Origin of the sequence: Streptomyces neyagawaensis (genome assembly GCF_023516595.1) — a bacterium.
GTDB lineage: Bacteria > Actinomycetota > Actinomycetes > Streptomycetales > Streptomycetaceae > Streptomyces > Streptomyces neyagawaensis.
In genome coordinates, this window is record NZ_JAMGBG010000052.1 from 1 (window position 1) to 17,045 (window position 17,045).

Below are 17,045 nucleotides of genomic sequence, written 5' to 3' on the forward strand. Positions count from 1 at the left end.
CCCGACCGAACCGGCCGGAGACGGGGTATCAACATATCTGGCGTTGATTTTTGGCACGCTGTTGAGTTCTCAAGGAACGGACGCTTCCTTTGTACTCACCCGATCTTCTCGGGCTTTCCTCCGGGCGCTTCCCTTCGGTGTTTCCAACACTACCAGTGTTTTTCCGTCCCCCTGACCACTCTCCCGCAGACATGCGGAAGCGGACCCCGAGATAGGATCTGACAAGTTGGTTGCCGCTTGGGGCGGGACGCTCAGTGGCGCTGCTCGGCCCCGAGCAGGTCTACGACTGTACAGCGGGCTCTGGAGCGCGTGCAAATCCGCTGGACTGGTGGTCTAGACCACTAGGCGGTATCTTCCGTGGGGAACCCCGCTTCTGACATACGCTGCTGGGCAGAGCCTCCCGTGCCAAGCGGTGCCGGCTCGTACGCGCAGCAGCTCCACCCCTGGGAGGCTTCCCATGACCACCGTGACGTCCCCGCTCGCAGGACGCGCCATCGGACTGGCCGCAGTACCGGACCCCGTCTTCTCGGGAGCGATGGTCGGCCCCGGAACGGCGATCGATCCCGCGCATGACGTGACCGAGGCCGTCTCCCCCGTGGACGGAGTCATCGTCTCGCTGCACCCGCACGCATTCGTCGTGGTCGATGGCGAGGGGCACGGTGTGCTGACGCATCTCGGGATCGACACCGTGCAGCTGAACGGCGAAGGGTTCGAGCTGCTCGTCACCAAGGGCGACACCGTGCAGCGCGGGCAGGCCGTGGTCCGCTGGGACCCTGCCGCCGTCGTGGCCGCCGGCAAGTCGCCGATCTGTCCTGTCGTGGCCCTGGAGGCCACGGCCGACGCCCTCTCCGATCTCCGCCTCGACGGAGACGTGAAGACCGGTGACACGCTCTTCGGCTGGCAGTGACGCCAGGTCCGTACCGCACGGGAAGTTCCACAACCACCGCGGCGGCGGGGCCCGCCGCACTACCGGAGACGGGTGAGATGGAGACAACGCTGCGAGGCGTCGGTGTCAGCCACGGTGTGGCGATCGGCGAGGTTCGGCACATGGGCACGGCGGTACTGGAGCCGCCTGCCAAGCAGATACCGGCGGAGGACGCGGAGCGCGAGCAGGGACGGGCGCGCAAGGCCGTGGACGCCGTCGCGGCCGATCTGATGGCGCGGGGCAATCTGGCGGGCGGCGAGGCCCAGGCGGTCCTCGAGGCCCAGGCGCTGATGGCCCAGGACCCGGAACTGATGGCGGACGTGGAGCGCCGAATCGCCGTGGGGAGCACGGCGGAGCGTGCGGTCTACGACGCGTTCGCCTCGTACCGGGCCCTGCTGGCGGGCGCCGGCGAGTACCTCGCGGGCCGGGTCGCCGACCTCGACGACGTGCGGAACCGTATCGTCGCCCGGCTGCTCGGGGTGCCCATGCCGGGTGTGCCGGACAGTGACGAGCCGTATGTCCTCATCGCCCGCGATCTGGCTCCGGCGGACACCGCGCTGCTCGACCCGACGCTCGTGCTCGGTTTCGTCACCGAGGAAGGCGGGCCGACCAGTCACAGCGCGATCCTGGCACGGGCGCTCGGGGTGCCGGCCGTCGTCGCGCTGCCGGGCGCCGGGGAACTCGCCGAGGGCACGGTCATCGCCGTGGACGGCAGCACCGGTGAGATCTTCGTGAACCCGAGCGCGGACAAGAAGGCCGAACTGGAGGCCGCCGCCGCGGAGCGCAGGGCCGCGCTGGCCGCGTCCAGCGGGCCGGGAGCCACCTCGGACGGGCACAAGGTGCCGCTGCTCGCCAACGTCGGCGGTCCCGCCGACGTGCCGGCGGCCGTGGAGGCCGGGGCCGAGGGCGTCGGACTGTTCCGCACCGAGTTCCTCTTCCTGGACGACAGCAAGCAGGCGCCGTCGGAGGAGAAGCAGGTCGAGGCGTACAGGCAGGTGCTGGAGGCGTTCCCCGAGGGGCGTGTGGTCGTCCGTGTGCTCGACGCGGGCGCCGACAAGCCGCTGGACTTCCTGACGCCGGCCGACGAGCCGAACCCCGCGCTCGGTGTGCGGGGGCTGCGGACGCTGCTGGACCACCCCGAGGTGCTGCGCACACAGCTGACGGCGCTCGCCAAGGCCGCCGAGGGGCTGCCGGTGTACCTCGAGGTCATGGCGCCGATGGTGGCTGACCGCACGGACGCGAAGGCGTTCGCCGACGCGTGCCGTGAGGCCGGGCTGCGGGCCAAGTTCGGGGCCATGGTCGAGATCCCGTCGGCTGCTCTGCGGGCGCGGTCGATCCTGCAGGAGGTCGAGTTCCTGTCGCTGGGGACCAATGACCTCGCGCAGTACACGTTCGCGGCCGACCGGCAGGTGGGCGCGGTGTCACGGCTGCAGGATCCGTGGCAGCCCGCGCTGCTCGACCTGGTCGCGCTGTCCGCGGAGGCGGCGAAGGCCGAGGGCAAGAGCTGCGGTGTGTGTGGTGAGGCGGCTTCGGATCCGCTGCTCGCGTGTGTGCTGACGGGTCTGGGTGTCACCTCCCTGTCCATGGGTGCGGCGTCGATCCCCTACGTGCGGGCGACGCTGGCGAAGTACACGTTGGCGCAGTGCGAGCGCGCTGCGGCTGCCGCTCGGGCGGCGGACACGGCCGAGGAGGCGCGCGGCGCGGCTCAGGCGGTGCTGTCGGGCGAATGACCTCGCGCTGACTGCGTGCTGGTTTCGTGCTGATCGGTGGCGGTCGAGGGGCGCTCCACCTGCGGGTGGGGCGCCCCTCGCGCGTTCAGTGGAGGTGTCCGTCCGTGGTGGTGCCTCCGGGGCCGAGGTCGGGCGGGGTGCAGTAGTCGACGCCGGACTCCGGGGAGACGAGGTCGCCGGACATCACGTCGGTGCAGTAGGCGTCGAAGACCTCTCCCGCGGTGAGGGGTTCGAGGCCGTCGCCGCGCAGGCGCCAGCCGTAGACCCGGTCGGTGGTGTCGGGGGCGCTGGTGCGCATGACGAGTCCGCCGGGGCTTCGGGTGGCGATGCCGAGGGCGAGGACGGTGGCGAACTCCAGGGCCTCGGTCTCGTCCAGGCGGGTGGCCCCGTCGGGGTCCTGTTCCGCGCGGATGACGGCGATGAGTGCCTGGGGCTTGGAGGAGACGCTGCACACGAGGTGGCGTTCGCCCGGGGCGGCCGTGTCGAGGATGCGGGTGAGGAGGTCCGTGGCCCGGGCGAAGGCCGTGCGTCCGATGTCCTCGCCGCAGCAGGCGCAGGTGCCGATCTGGGCGAGGAGCGTGGTGGCGTACTCCCAGGTGGCCTTGCGGACCGCTTCGTCGATCAGTTCGGGGACGAGTTCGGTGAGGGGTTGTCCTTCGTAGGGGACGGCGGCGCCCGTCGCGGCCAGTTCGGCGGTGAAGCGGGTGCGGCTGGAGGGGATGTCCGGTTCCAGGCCGGTCTCGGTGCAGAACTCCGCGTACTCCTCGGGGTCGAAGAGGGCGACGGTGGTGTGGTTGCCCTGCTCGGCGCGGGTGCGGAGCAGGGCTTCCACTTGGTCGAGGTAGGTCGTGTGGTCGTCGAAGGTGAAGCTGCGGTAGCGCCGCATGGCCGTGAAGTCGTGCTCGTCCGCGAGCAGGCCGATGGTGCCCGCGATCTCGCGGCGCAGGACCCTTCGCATGCTCTGGTGGCCGGTGTGTGCCATGGTTTCCCCCTGTGCGAGCAGTCGATCAATGCTCACTCACAGTAACCGGGGGCACTGACAACGGGTGCCGGGCCGGTGTCCGGCACCCGGTGTCCGTCAAGCTCGTTCGCGGGCTCGTTCGCCGGCCAGGCCCTCGTAGAAGCGCAGCAGGTCGAGGTTGTCGATGGAGCCGGGGTTGACCGCCTTCTCCATGGGGGTGCCCTGGAGGAGGCGCTTGACGGGGACCTCGATGCGTTTGCCGGTGAGGGTGTGGGGGATGCCGGGGACCTCGATGATCTCGTCGGGGACGTGGCGTGGGGAGAGCTGTTCGCGGATGGTGCGCTTGATGCAGTTCAGGAGGGCTTCGTCGAGGGTCGCTCCCGGGGCGAGGTGGACGAAGAGGGGCATCCAGTAGCCGCCGTCGGGCTGTTCGATGCCGATGACGAGGGATTCCTTGATCTCCGGGAGCCGTTCGACCGCTTCGTAGATGTCGGCCGAGCCCATGCGGACGCCCTGGCGGTTGAGTGTGGAGTCGGAGCGGCCGTGGATGACGACGGAGCCCCGTGAGGTGACGGTGATCCAGTCGCCGTGGCGCCAGACGCCGGGGTAGGTGTCGAAGTAGCTGTCGTGGTAGCGGGTGCCGTCGGGGTCGTTCCAGAAGTGGATCGGCATGGACGGCATGGGGTTGGTGACGACGAGTTCGCCGACCTCGTCGGTGAGGGGTTTGCCGCTGGGGTCCCAGGACTGGAGGTCGGTGCCGAGGCAGGGGGCCTGGAGTTCGCCGATGTGGACGGGGAGGGTGGGGACGGCTCCGGCGAAGCAGGAGCAGACGTCGGTGCCGCCGCTGACGGAGGCGATCCACAGGTCCTCGCGGACCTCGTCGTGGAGCCAGCGGAAGCCGTCGGGCGGGAGCGGGGAGCCGGTGGTGCCGACGCACTGGACGCGGGAGAGGTCGTAGTCGCGGCCGGGGTGGACGCCGGCCTTGGCGCAGGCCATGACGTAGGCGGCGGAGGTGCCGAAGAGGGTGGCGCCGGTGCGTTCGGCGACGCTCCACTGGGCGCCGGTGTCCGGGTACCCGGGGCTGCCGTCGTAGAGGACGACCGTGGTGCCGGTGAGGAGGCCGGAGACGAGGAAGTTCCACATCATCCAGCCGGTGGAGGTGTACCAGAAGAAGCGGTCCTCGGGGCCGAGGTCGCAGTGCAGGCCGAGCTGTTTGAGGTGCTCGACCAGGATGCCGCCCTGGGACTGGACGAGGGCCTTGGGCAGGCCGGTGGTGCCGGAGGAGTAGAGCACCCACAGGGGGTGGTCGAAGGGGACCTGCTCAAAGGTCGGCTCGGTGTCCGCGGAGGTGAGGGCCGACCACTCCAGGGCGCCTTCGGGGGCGTCGGTGCCGAGGAGGGGGATGTGGACGACGGCGCGCAGGGTGGGCAGTTCGCGGCGGAGTTCGGCGACGGTGTCGCGGCGGTCGTGTTCCTTTCCGCCGTAGCGGTAGCCGTCGACGGTGAACAGCACGACGGGTTCGACCTGCTGGAAGCGGTCGAGGACGCTGCGGGCGCCGAAGTCGGGGGCGCAGGAGGTCCAGACGCCGCCGACGGCGGCCGTGGCGAGGAGGGCGACGACGGCCTGGGGGATGTTCGGGAGGTAGCCGCTGACGCGGTCTCCGGGGCGTACGCCGAGGGCGCGCAGGGCGTCGGCGAGGGCGCCGACCTGGCGGCGTAGTTCGGCCCAGGTCACGGGGCGTGGTGCGTGGGTCTCGTCGACGTGGAGGAGGGCCGGTTCGTCGGCGCGGGTGGTGGCGGCGCGCAGGGCGTGTTCGGCGTAGTTGAGGGTGGCTCCGGGGAACCACTGGGCGCCGGGCATGGCGCGGTCGCCGAGCACGCGCGCGTAGGGGGTGGAGAACCGTACGTCGAACCACTCCGTGACGGCTTTCCAGAAGGTCTCGAGTTCGTCGACGGACCAGCGGTGCAGGGCCGCGTATCCGCCGTCGGCGGGGGCTCCGTGGTGCTCGGCCGCCCAGGTGTGGAACTGGGTGATCCGGGCCCGGGCGATGCGGTCCGCGTCGGGCTGCCAGAGCGGCGAGGGGTTCGCTGAGGTCATGGGTCGGCTCCCGGACTGTGCGCGTCGTGTGCGTCGGGCGCGCACGAGCGGGGTGTGCGCGTGACGCGGCCACCACGGACGATGCCATGTGATCGACTTCGGCACCAGGGTGTGCCGTGGTCGGTCGGCGACATGAAGTGTGCCGTCACCATGGGTGAACGGAAGTTGAACGACTCACACAAACGGGCCGGTCAATGGCAGGGTGAGCCGCATGGACGGTCGTGACCTGGTGCGTTCGGTGAAGGCGATCGGTTCGGCGGGGGCGGTTCAAGGGCTGCGTACCGTGCGGGCCGCGTGGCGCAGGAGGCGTTCCGACGCCACCGGGTTGGTGGCGCGGGGCGCCGAGCGGGCGCGCGTGCCGGGGTTGGTGCGGGACGTGGAGCCGGGGCCGGGCGGCGGGGTCGTGCGGTTCGACCGGACGGAGCTGCGGATCACCGTCGATGTGAACGGGGCCGTTTTCTGGGGCTGGGACGGGGCCGGGCAGGAGCCGTCGTACGCCCTCGCGGGCCGGTGCCCGGAGCCGGATCCGCGGGCCGAGCTGGAGCCGGACAAGGACGGCGGCTGGCGGGTCGTGGCCGAGCGGGTGACGGTCGTGGTGTCGCGGCACGGGGCGGTGGAGGTGTGTACGCCCGGTGGGGTGATGTTGCGGCGTGATCTGCCGCCCCGTTGGTGGGAGCCGGTGGGCGGGGGCGAGGCACGGTGGACGCAGCGCTCGGAGGTCGCGGCCGATGCCCGGTTCTTCGGACTGGGCGGGCGCTCGGCGGGGCCCCGGCTGCGTGACGGAACGTATCGGCTGTGGAACACGGATCCCGGGCACGCGTTTGAGCCTGGTGATGATCCGTTGTACATCACGATGCCGGTGCAGATGGTGGTGGCCGACGCGGGGACGCATCTGGTGTTCCACGACTCCACGTGGGACGGCACGGTGACGTTGCGCGGGGGCGAGGAGGGCGCTGGGTCGGGGCACGACCGGGCCGGCGCGTCTGAGCTGCGGATGTCCGGGGGGCCGCTGCGCTGCTGGGTGATCGTCGGTACTCCCGCGCGCGTGCTGCATGCGTGGGCGGCGCTCACGGGCGCTCCGGCGCTGCCACCGGCGTGGGCGCTCGGGCACCAGCACGCGCGGTGGGGGTTCGGCAGCGAGCAGGAGGTGCGGCGGGTCGTCGCGGGGTACCGGGAGCACGGGCTGCCGCTCGACGCGATCCATCTGGACATCGACCACTACGACGGCCACCGGGTGTTCACGGTGGACGCCGAGCACTTCCCGAAGCTGCCGGACCTCGCCGAGGAGCTGCGGGGGCAGGGCATCCGGCTGGTGTCGATCGTCGACGCGGCGGTCAAGGCGGAGCCCGGGAACGCCGTGTACGACAGCGGGACGGCGGAGGACGCGTTCGTGCGGGATGCCGCGGGGCGGGTCGTGGAGGGGCTGGTGTGGGCCGGGGAGTCGGTCTTCCCGGACTTCACGCGGGCGCGTACGCGCGCGTGGTGGGGCGGTCTGTACGAGGAGAGGCTCGCGCAGGGCTTCGCCGGGTTCTGGCACGACATGAACGAGCCGACGTCGTTCGTGGCGTTCGGGGAGAACACGCTGCCGCGGTCGGCCCGGCACGATCTGGAGGGCCGGGGCGGCGACCATCGGCAGGCGCACAACGTCTACGCGCTGTGCATGGCGCGGGCCGGCTACGAGGGGCTGCGTGAACTGGTGCCCCAGGAGCGGCCTTTCGTGTTCTCGCGTTCCGGGTGGGCCGGGATGCAGCGCTACGGGGGCGCGTGGTCCGGGGACGTGGCGACAGGCTGGCCGGGGCTGCGGGCGTCGCTGTCGCTGGTGCTCGGGCTCGGGCTGTGCGGGGTGCCGTACTCGGGTCCGGATGTGGGCGGTTTCGACGGGAGCCCGTCGGCGGAGCTGTTCCTGCGGTGGTTCCAGCTGGGGGCGTATCTGCCGTTGTTCCGTACGCACGCGAGCATGCGGGCGGGGCGCAGGGAGCCCTGGGAGTTCGGGGACGAGGTCGTCGAGCACGCGCGCGTGGCGCTCGTCGAGCGGCGGCGACTGCTGCCGTACTTCATGACGCTGGCCCACTGGGCGCGGCGTACCGGGGCGCCTTATGTGCGCCCGGTGTGGTGGGGTGCGCCGGAGAACAGGGCGTTGCGGGACTGTGAGGACGCGTTCCTGCTGGGTGGCTGTCTGCTGGTGGCGCCGGTGCTGGATCCGGGTGTGGACCGGCGTACGGTGCAGCTGCCGCGGGGGCGCTGGTACGACACGGTGACCGGGAAGGCGTACCAGGGGCCCGGGCAGGTGGTGGTCGACGCGCCCTTGTCGCGGATCCCGGTTCTCGCGCGCGCGGGTGCCGTGGTGCCGGTCCGGGGCGCCGACGGCGGCCTGGAGCTGGAGGTGTGGGCACCCGCGCGCGGGCGGACGGGGGGCGGGCTCGTGGTGCCGGACGCGGGCGACGGCTGGGACGAGCCGGAGGTCGAGCGGTACACGACGCGCTGGGAGGGGCGGCGTGTGGTGGTGGAGCGGGACGGGGACGGAGGGCCGGTCGAGCCCGCGTACCCGGTGCGGGTGCGGGGGCTCGACCAGGACTGAGCGCGGGGTCGGCTCAGATGCAGCGGTCAGCGCGGGTTCGGCTCAGATGTAGCGGCCGTCGAAGAACGCCTGTACGGCCAGGGTGTGCAGCGGGAAGGCGAGTTCGGTCGGTCTGCGCAGCAGGTGCCAGCCCTCCGTCTCGTCGGTGGCCGCGGGCGGCGGGAGGTTGGCTGCCGGGCGTTCGGGGAGCAGGCCGAACAGGAGCAGGTGGCCGTCGGGTGAGCTCATGGCGTCGGCGAGGCGGACGTCGCGGTCGGCCGCGCAGATGCCCGTCTCCTCCTTGAGCTCGCGGACGACGGCGTGCCGCCAGTCCTCCCGGTGGTCGATGAAGCCGCCGGGCAGGGCGGTGCCCCCGCGCGCGGGGGCGATGGTCCGTGTGATCACGACGAGGGCGGTGCCCTTGGTGTCGTACACGGGCTGGAGGGCCACCGCGACGGGGAGCGGATTGCGGTAGGCCACGGTGTGGCAGGCCCCGCAGGTGCGGGGCCAGCCGGAAACGCCCTCACCGTAGGGCGCTCCGCAACTGGAACAATGCGAGTCCGGTGCGGAGTTGGCGGTTGGGTGTTGATTTGCGGACACGCGGCGGACTGTATCCGATCATCTGCTGGTCGTCCTGTCGGGGCGCCGCAATGCGCCACCGCGCGGCCGGCGGGCGGGGACGAGTGAGGGGCGGCCGGAACCACCCCCGTGGGCCCCGGCCACCCCTCACGGATACTGCGACGCCGGAAGGGGCTGGTTGGTTCGCTCCGGGGCCTGCTCAATTCGAATCGCCCGTGACAGACTTTGAACGGTCCAAGTTTCTGACGATCCATCAGATTTGTTGCCGGGGAGGCGCCTTGTCGCACGGTCGCACACCTGTGGTCACGGGCTGGTTCACCGGGGAGGGCGACGGGTTCCGTCTGCTCGGCACGTGCTGCTCGGCGTGCGGTTCGGTGTTCTTCCCGCGCGAGGACGTCTTCTGCCGCAATCCCGGGTGCGGCGGCGAGGAACTGCGGGAGGTGCCACTGTCCCGGCGAGGTCACGTGTGGTCGTACACCGACGCCCGGTACCGGCCTCCGTCACCCTACGTGTCCGATCCGGAACTTCCCTGGGAGCCGTACGCGTTGATCGCTGTGGAACTGGCCGCGGAGCGTCTCGTGGTGCTGGGGCAGGCCGTTCCCGGGGTCACCGTCGCCGATCTGGCGGTGGGCATGGAGGTGGAAGTCGTCCCCGGCGTGCTGCACGAGGACGCGGGGACGACCTGGACGACGTGGCACTGGCGGCCGACGGGGGTGACGGCGTGACGGGTGAGGTGGCGGTGCTCGGCGCGGGCATGCACCCGTGGGGCAAGTGGGGCAGGAGTTTCGTCGAGTACGGCACCGCGGCCGCGCGGGCCGCGCTGGACGACGCCGGGATCGACTGGCGGGACGTCGGTTCGATCGTCGGGGCCGACACGGTGCGTGGCGGCTATCCGGGGTACGTGGCGGGGGCGACCTTCGCCAAGGCGCTGGGCTGGCAGGGCGCTCGGGTGACGAGCGTGTACGCGGCCTGCGCGTCGGGGGCGCAGGCGGTGGCCGCCGCCCGGGCCCAGATCCTCGGCGGCCTCGCGGACGTCGTGCTCGTCGTGGGTGCGGACGCGGCGCCGAAGGGGTTCTTCCGGCCCGCGGGCGGGGACCGACCGGACGACCCGGACTGGCTGCGGTTCCGGGTTCTCGGCGCGACCAACCCGACGTACTTCGGGCTGTACGCGCGGCGCCGCATGGCGGTGCACGGTGACACCCAGGAGGACTTCGCCCGGGTCAAGGTGAAGAACTCGGCGCTGGGGGCGCTCAATCCGTACGCGCGGTACCGCAAGCGGGTGACCGCCGAGGAGGTCGCGGCCTCCGCCATGGTCGCGGACCCGTTGCGGCTGCTGGACATCTGCGCGACCTCGGACGGGGGTGCGGCACTCGTGCTGTCCAGCGTGGAGTTCGCGCGGCGGCACGGCGTGGCCCGGCCGGTGCGGATCCGAGCGGTGTCCACGGTGACGCCCCGCTACCCCACCACGGTGCTGGACCTGCCGGACATCGCCACGGACTCCGCGGTGGCCGTGGAGCCGAGTGCCGAGACGTTCCGGGCGTCGATCGCGCGGGCGGCGTACGAGGAGGCGGGCCTCGGACCGGACGACCTGTCGCTCGCCGAGGTCTACGACCTCTCCACGGCGCTGGAGTTGCAGTGGTACGAGGACCTTCGGCTGTGCGGCGAGGGCGAGGGGGCGAAGCTGCTGCGGGACGGGGTGACGGCCCTCGGCGGGCGCATACCGGTGAACACGAGCGGTGGCCTCGCGTCCTTCGGCGAGGCGGTTCCGGCGCAGGCGATCGCCCAGGTATGTGAGCTGGTCCGGCAGTTGCGGGGCGAGGCCGGTGACCGGCAGGTCGCGGACGCCCGTGTGGGGCTCAGCGCGAACCAGGGGCTGTTCGGGCATGGGTCAGCGGTGATCGTGGTGCGGTGACGGTGTGGTCGGGAGGGCGGTGTTCGAGGTGCGGTGACGCCTGCCGTCGGGAGGGCGGTGTTCGAGGTGCGGTGACGCCTGCCGTCGGGAGGGCGGTGATCGTGGTGCGGTGACGCCTGCCGTCGGGAGGGCGGTGATCGTGGTGCGGTGACGCCTGCCGTCGGGAGGGCGGTGATCGTGGTGCGTCGGGCCCTCTGGTGGGGCTGTGGCCCGGGCCGGGTCGGCCGGGTGTCCGAGCGGGGCGGACAGGTGTGCGTCCAGGTTGTGCCGGACCGGGAAGCATGCGTGAACAGCTCATGAACCGGGTTCCGGAGGGTGCGGGCGGCGTCATCATGCTGCCGTGCCTTCCTGGTCGGACACGCTCCGCTTCGCCTTCCAGCCGATCGTCAATCTGACGACCGGAGGGGTGTCGGCGCTGGAGATACTCGTGCGCCCCGAGAGCGGCGACGTGCTGGCTGAGGCCCGCCGGAACCCCGAACTCGACGGCAGGCTCGCCGCGTCCGCCATCCGGGCCGCGGCCCGGATGGAGACACTGCTACCGCTGCATGTGAACGTCTTCGCGGCGACGCCGGCCGATCTGGGCGGCCTGGCCGCGCTACGGGACGCCGTACGGGACGTGCGGCGGCTGCCGTGGGAGGTGACCGTCGACATCGTGCCGCCGTACACGCACGTGCCGCGGTCGGCCCTGCTGGAGGCGGTCGCCGGCCTTCGGAGCGAGGGTTTCCGGATCTGCGCGGACGGGGTCGGGGACGGCGACGTGCCGCTGCGCACGCTGGTGGATCTCGCGCCCGACATGGTGAAGCTGGACGCGTCGCTGCTCGCGCGGCCCGCAGCCGTGCGGGCGATGCGGACGCTGTGCGACGAGATGGGCGCGCTGTTGTCGGTCGAGGGGGTGGAGACGGAGGGGCAGTGCGCGGCCGCGCGGGCGGCGGGCGCGCAGTTGGCGCAGGGCGAGTTGTTCGCGCCGCCCGCCCGGCTGCCCGTGGCGGACGTGTACGTACCACGGCTCTCCACCGTGGCCCCGGTGCCGGTGTCCGGGCCCTCGGTACGGCAGTTCCTGCGTCCGGCCGCGTTGTTGCCCGCGTCGGCGTCGGCGGGTGAGGTGCGGGCGCTGCTCACCGGGGCTCCCGAGGTGTCGGGGGTGCTGCTCGTCGACGGCTGCGGGAGTCCGGTGCGGTCGGTGCACCGGTCGCGGTTCCTGCTGTCGCTGTCGGGGCGCTACGGGCACGCGCTGTACGCCGACCGGCCGGCCGCGCGGCTTGCCGATCCGCCCCGTGCGGTCGGGGTCGACGCCACGGCCTGGGAGGTCCTCGACGTGGTGGCGGTCGGCGATCGGGACCGTACGTCGGACGATGTCGCGGTGGTCGACCGGTCCGGGCGGTGCGTGGGTGTCGTACGGCCGGCGGATCTGCTGCGGGCGCTCGCCGAGAGCCGGGTCGAGGAGGCGGCGGGGCTCAATCCGCTGACTCGGCTGCCGGGTTCGGACGCGCTGATGGGTGAGGTCGACCGGTGGCTCGCGGAGGGGCGGGCATTCGCGTTGAGCTGGCTGGACATCGACCACTTCAAGCAGGTCAACGACGGGGCGGGGTTCGCGGCGGGCGACGAGCTGATCCGGTCCGTGGGGCGGGCGTTGCAGCGAGCCGCGTCCGGGACGACCCGGGTGGGCCACATCGGCGGTGACGACTTCCTGGTCCTCGCCGAACCGGACGCACTCGATCCGTTGGCCGGGGTGATGCTCGACACCCCCTGGTCGGCGGGCGGACGCGCGGTCACGCTGTCGCTCGCCACGGTCGTGTGCGCCCCCGGCAGCGTCCCGGACCATCGGCAGGCCGCCGCGTTCCTGGCACCGCTGAAGCAGGCCGCCAAGGCGCTGGGCGGGGCCAGTTGGGTGGTGGGGAGGGCCGGTCGGCCGGGGCACGAGGTGCGGCGCGGAATCGAGGCGGTGGAGGTCGGGGCCGGGTCGGGGCAACCGGGGCGGGGCCGGGCCGGGTGACAGGCGGGGGCTCGCCTGCTGCTCGCCGGAGAGTCGGCGAGTCGGCGAGTCGGCGAGTCGGCGAGTCGGCGAGTCGGCGAGTCGGCGAGTCGGCGAGTCGGCGAGTCGGCGAGTCGGCGAGTCGGTGGGCAACGTCGAAGGGCCCCCCGGTGAGCCGGTTCCGAGGGCGACACGCTGGGGTTCAGCGGCGTGCGCAACGGTCCCCGTTGTCGGCGGAGTTCGGCACGGGCCGGGGGCACGCGCGCGTGAAGGCCGCCATGGGCGTCGGCCCGACCGGCAGAGGCCAAGCAGCGACACGAGCGCGGAGGTCCGGCCTCGCCGCTGACCGCCACACGCCCGTCCCAGACCGCCACACGCCCGTCCCACGTCCTGCGCCCCCGCACCCCGTCCAAGTCCCTGACCGCCAAGCCCCCGAGACGCGCCCCTCCAGCGGTGCCGGGCCGTCATGGTGGTCGGTGTGTCGGGCGGTCCTTCGTGAGCATTGTTCGTCCGTGTCCTTGACGCCCCCTGGGTGCCGGTGAACACTTCCGGTGTCAGTCGGCATCGCCGCATTCGGGCGTCTTTGTGCACTGCGCCGCTCGGGTCTCCCGCCTGCCTATCAGGCCCTCCCCCACGGGCGATTCGGCTGCTACGGCACGCTCGTCACGGACGCCGGGCGGGGCGCGGGACTCTCCCTGCCTTCGGCTGAAGTAGCCATGGGAACGCACCCTGCACGCATGGTCCGGGGTCGATCACCCCGGGCCGGGGCCTAGGAGCCGCCATGAGCAACGGAGACATATTCCTCGGCGAGGTCATCGGTACGGCGATCCTGATCCTCTTCGGCGCCGGTGTGTGCGCCGCCGTCACCCTCAGGTTCTCGAAGGCGAGGGCATCGGGCTGGATCGTCATCGCGTTCGGCTGGGGCTTCGCCGTCCTGGCCGGCGCCTACACCGCCGCTCCCCTGTCCGGCGGGCACCTGAACCCGGCGGTGACCGTGGGCGTCGCGGTCGACACGGGAACGTGGGACAAGGTCTGGGTGTATCTGCTGGGCCAGATGGTGGGCGCGATGCTAGGCGCGGTCCTCGCCTACCTGGTCTATCTCGCGCAGTTCCAGGCGAACGTCCGCAAGGAGGGCACCACGGAGGGCACGGCGGACGAGCCGACGCCGACCCTCGGGATCTTCTCCACCATCCCCGAGATCCGGAACCCCGTCGCCAACCTGATCACCGAGATCATCGCGACGATCGCGCTGGTGCTCCCCATCCTCGCCTTCGGCAGGAACACGGGGATCGGCATCGGTCAGATCCCCGGCGAGGAGGCCGGCGTCTACGGCTCCGGCATCTCGGTGCTGCTGGTGTCGTTCCTGGTCGTGGGCATCGGCCTCTCCCTCGGCGGGCCCACCGGCTACGCGATCAACCCGGCGCGGGACCTCGGCCCGCGCATCGTGCACACGTTCCTGCCGATCCCGAACAAGGGCACCTCCGACTGGGGCTACGCCTGGATCCCGGTCGTCGGCCCGCTGGTCGGCGGGGTCCTCGCGGGCCTCGTCTACAACGCAGCCTTCTGACCCACCGCCGAAAGACGTCTACCGACGCAAGACGTGCACCGACGCAAGACGCACATCGACGCAAGCTCGACGCAAGACGTGTATCGACGCAAGACGTAAGGGGATGTCATGCCGGACAACGCCCAGAAGTACGTCGCCGCCATCGACCAGGGCACCACCTCCAGCCGTTGCATCATCTTCGACCGGGGCGGCGCCATCGTCGCCGTGGACCAGCGCGAACACCGCCAGATCTTCCCCAAGCCGGGCTGGGTGGAGCACGACGCCACCGAGATCTGGTCGAAGGTGCAGGCGGTCGTCGCCGGGGCGATCGCCAAGGCGGGGCTGCGCCCGGACCAGATCAGCGCGCTCGGCATCACCAACCAGCGCGAAACGACCGTCCTGTGGGACCGGGCCACGGGCAAGCCCGTGCACAACGCGATCGTCTGGCAGGACACGCGGACTTCCGCGCTCTGCAACGAACTCGGCGGTCCCGACGGGCAGGACCGGTTCCGCGAGCAGACCGGACTGCCGCTGGCCAGCTACTTCTCGGGTCCGAAGGCCGCCTGGCTGCTGGACAACGTGCCGGGCCTGCGGACCCGCGCCGAGCGCGGCGAGATCGCCTTCGGCACGATCGACTCCTGGCTGATCTGGAACCTCACCGGCGGGACGGACGGCGGCCGGCACGTCACCGACGTCACCAACGCCGGGCGCACCATGCTGATGAACCTGGAGACCCTCCAGTGGGACCCCTCGATCCTCTCCGCGATGGACGTGCCGGAGGCCGTCCTCCCGGAGATCCGGTCCTCCGCCGAGGTGTACGGCACCGCCGTGGGCCAACTCGCGGGCGTCCCCGTGGCGTCGGCGCTCGGCGACCAGCAGGCGGCCGTGTTCGGGCAGGCCTGCTACGACGTGGGCACCGCGAAGAACACGTACGGCACCGGCAGTTTCCTGCTGCTCAACACCGGCAACCGGCCCGTGGCGTCGAAGAGCGGACTGCTCACGACCATGGGGTACAAGATCGGTGACGAGGCGCCGGTGTACTGCCTGGAGGGGTCGATCGCGATCACGGGCGCCCTGGTGCAGTGGTTCCGCGACCAGCTCGGCATCATCCGTACCGCCGACGAGATCGAACCGCTGGCCGCGAGCGTCGACGACAACGGCGGGGCGTACATCGTGCCCGCGTTCTCGGGGCTGTTCGCCCCGTACTGGCGCTCCGACGCCCGGGGTGTGGTCACCGGGTTGACGCGGTACGTCACCAAGGCGCATCTGGCGCGGGCGGTGCTGGAGGCGACGAGCTGGCAGACGCGGGAGGTCGTGGACGCCATGTTCCAGGACTCGGGGGTGCGTATCACGACCCTCAAGGTGGACGGCGGCATGACGAAGAACAACCTGCTGATGCAGCATCAGGCGGACGTCCTGGGCGTCCCGGTGATCCGCCCCCGGGTGTCCGAGACGACATGTCTGGGAGCCGCCTACGCGGCCGGGCTCGCGACCGGGGTGTGGAACGACCTGGACGAGCTGAAGTCGCACTGGAGCAAGGACGCCGAGTGGACACCGTCCATGGAGGACTCCGTCCGCGACCGCGAGTACCGCAACTGGCGCAAGGCGGTGGAGAAGAGCTTCGGCTGGCACGAGGACGACGCCGACTGAGAGCGCACCCGGAGGCCACGGCCCGTACCCCGGTCAGCGGGGGTACGGGCCGTGCTCAGGTCGTGACGGTCTGGCGGTGCTCCGCGGTGTACGCCATCGCGTGCTGGACGACGGCGACCAGGACGTCCTTGACGGATTCCCGTCGGCGCGCGTCGCACAGCACGACCGGTACGTCGGGGTCGAGGTCGAGGGCCTGGCGGACGGTCTCCGGCGGGTAATGCGCCGCAGTGTCGAAGCAGTTGACGCCGATGACGAAGGGGATGGAGCGGCGCTCGAAGTAGTCGACGGCGGCGAAGCAGTCCTCCAGGCGGCGGGTGTCGGCGAGCACCACGGCACCGAGGGCGCCGGACGCCAGCTCGTCCCACAGGAACCAGAAGCGGTCCTGGCCGGGCGTGCCGAAGAGGTACAGGACGAGGTCCTCGCGCAGGGTGATGCGCCCGAAGTCCATGGCCACGGTGGTGGTGTGCTTGCCCTCCACACCGGTGGTGTCGTCGACCGGGCGGCCCGCCTCGGTCAGCACCTCCTCGGTGCGCAGCGGCTTGATCTCGCTGACCGCGCCGACGAGGGTCGTCTTGCCCACGCCGAAGCCGCCGGCCACGAGGATCTTGAGCGTGACGGGCTCGACCGGAGGTGTGCCGCGCTCAGTGCGCCCGAGGATCATCGGTCTCTTCTCCTGCTGGATGGTTGTCGCGCGACGGCGGACCGCGGCCCGCTCACAGCGCCCGAAGGCCGCTGATCACGTCGCGCAGAATACTCTCGTCCACCAGTTCGGCAGGCGGAACTGGACGATTCACATGGACCAGTTCCTCGTCGACGAGGTCGCCGACGAGGACCCGGACCACTCCGACGGGCAGGTCCAGTTCGGCGCCGAGTTCGGCGACCGACTGCGGGGTGTCACGGCACATCTCCACGATGCGGACGTGTTCCGGGGACAGCGAGTGGTCGTCCTCCGGATCGTCGACGTGGGGCTCCGCGACGACCACGGCGATCAGATCGAGGCGGTGCTGCACCGCGTGGCTGGTCCGGCCGCGCGTCATGGCGTACGGACGGACCACCGGTCCGGCCTCGTCGTCGAACCAGTGGCTTCTTCCCTGACCGTCTCGGCTCATGCCATCC

At 71.7% G+C, this 17,045-nt stretch carries 13 protein-coding genes; 8 read left to right on the forward strand and 5 right to left on the reverse strand.

Annotation, left to right across the window (positions count from 1 at the left end; all coding sequences use genetic code 11):
* Positions 1-457: 457 nt before the first annotated feature.
* Together M8J73_RS22835 and ptsP are read left to right on the forward strand one after the other, a co-directional pair.
* Positions 458-907, forward strand: coding sequence for a PTS sugar transporter subunit IIA (locus M8J73_RS22835; RefSeq protein WP_055540798.1), 450 nt, complete (start codon positions 458-460; stop codon positions 905-907).
* Between the two features lie 77 nt (positions 908-984).
* Positions 985-2,655 (forward strand): phosphoenolpyruvate--protein phosphotransferase, encoded by a 1,671-nt coding sequence (ptsP, locus tag M8J73_RS22840; protein WP_249828996.1) that lies wholly within the window; start codon positions 985-987, stop codon positions 2,653-2,655.
* A gap of 85 nt (positions 2,656-2,740) precedes the next feature.
* On the opposite strand, the gene M8J73_RS22845 is transcribed toward ptsP, so the two are convergent.
* Both M8J73_RS22845 and M8J73_RS22850 read right to left on the reverse strand, forming a co-directional pair.
* Positions 2,741-3,637, reverse strand: coding sequence for a DUF8829 domain-containing protein (locus M8J73_RS22845; protein WP_249828997.1), 897 nt, complete (start codon positions 3,635-3,637; stop codon positions 2,741-2,743).
* A 96-nt stretch (positions 3,638-3,733) separates the two neighbouring features.
* Positions 3,734-5,713, reverse strand: coding sequence for an acetoacetate--CoA ligase (locus tag M8J73_RS22850; protein WP_249828998.1), 1,980 nt, complete (start codon positions 5,711-5,713; stop codon positions 3,734-3,736).
* 211 nt (positions 5,714-5,924) lie between these two features.
* On the opposite strand from M8J73_RS22850, the gene M8J73_RS22855 reads away from it, so the two are divergent.
* Positions 5,925-8,291: a glycoside hydrolase family 31 protein gene (locus tag M8J73_RS22855; protein ID WP_249828999.1), complete on the forward strand. Its 2,367-nt coding sequence runs from the start codon at positions 5,925-5,927 to the stop codon at positions 8,289-8,291.
* A 42-nt stretch (positions 8,292-8,333) separates the two neighbouring features.
* On the opposite strand, the gene M8J73_RS22860 is transcribed toward M8J73_RS22855, so the two are convergent.
* Positions 8,334-8,870: an NUDIX domain-containing protein gene (locus tag M8J73_RS22860; RefSeq protein WP_249829000.1), complete on the reverse strand. Its 537-nt coding sequence runs from the start codon at positions 8,868-8,870 to the stop codon at positions 8,334-8,336.
* 278 nt (positions 8,871-9,148) lie between these two features.
* Here M8J73_RS22860 and M8J73_RS22865 point away from each other — a divergent pair, with 278 nt between their 5' ends.
* From M8J73_RS22865 to glpK, 5 genes are all read left to right on the forward strand, one after another.
* Positions 9,149-9,574 (forward strand): Zn-ribbon domain-containing OB-fold protein, encoded by a 426-nt coding sequence (locus M8J73_RS22865; RefSeq protein ID WP_055539504.1) that lies wholly within the window; start codon positions 9,149-9,151, stop codon positions 9,572-9,574.
* A complete protein-coding gene (locus M8J73_RS22870; RefSeq protein ID WP_055539505.1) occupies positions 9,571-10,761 on the forward strand; it encodes a lipid-transfer protein in 1,191 nt (396 codons plus the stop codon). Before M8J73_RS22865 ends, M8J73_RS22870 begins: the two co-directional genes overlap by 4 nt.
* Positions 10,762-11,101: 340 nt before the next feature.
* Positions 11,102-12,754 carry a GGDEF domain-containing protein gene (locus tag M8J73_RS22875; protein WP_249829001.1) on the forward strand — a complete coding sequence of 551 codons (1,653 nt, stop codon included), beginning with the start codon at positions 11,102-11,104 and terminating at the stop codon, positions 12,752-12,754.
* Positions 12,755-13,514: 760 nt separating this feature from the next.
* On the forward strand, positions 13,515-14,300 hold the full coding sequence (locus tag M8J73_RS22880) for an MIP/aquaporin family protein (protein ID WP_055541247.1): 786 nt from the start codon (positions 13,515-13,517) through the stop codon (positions 14,298-14,300).
* Between the two features lie 108 nt (positions 14,301-14,408).
* A complete protein-coding gene (gene glpK, locus M8J73_RS22885; protein WP_055541246.1) occupies positions 14,409-15,929 on the forward strand; it encodes a glycerol kinase GlpK in 1,521 nt (506 codons plus the stop codon).
* 55 nt (positions 15,930-15,984) lie between these two features.
* Here the strand turns inward: glpK and M8J73_RS22890 are convergent, their stop codons facing one another.
* Together M8J73_RS22890 and M8J73_RS22895 are read right to left on the reverse strand one after the other, a co-directional pair.
* Positions 15,985-16,590: a GTP-binding protein gene (locus tag M8J73_RS22890; RefSeq protein ID WP_055541245.1), complete on the reverse strand. Its 606-nt coding sequence runs from the start codon at positions 16,588-16,590 to the stop codon at positions 15,985-15,987.
* A 52-nt stretch (positions 16,591-16,642) separates the two neighbouring features.
* Positions 16,643-17,038, reverse strand: a complete 396-nt coding sequence (locus M8J73_RS22895; RefSeq protein WP_055541244.1) for a DUF742 domain-containing protein — start codon at positions 17,036-17,038, stop codon at positions 16,643-16,645.
* Positions 17,039-17,045 lie beyond the last annotated feature (7 nt).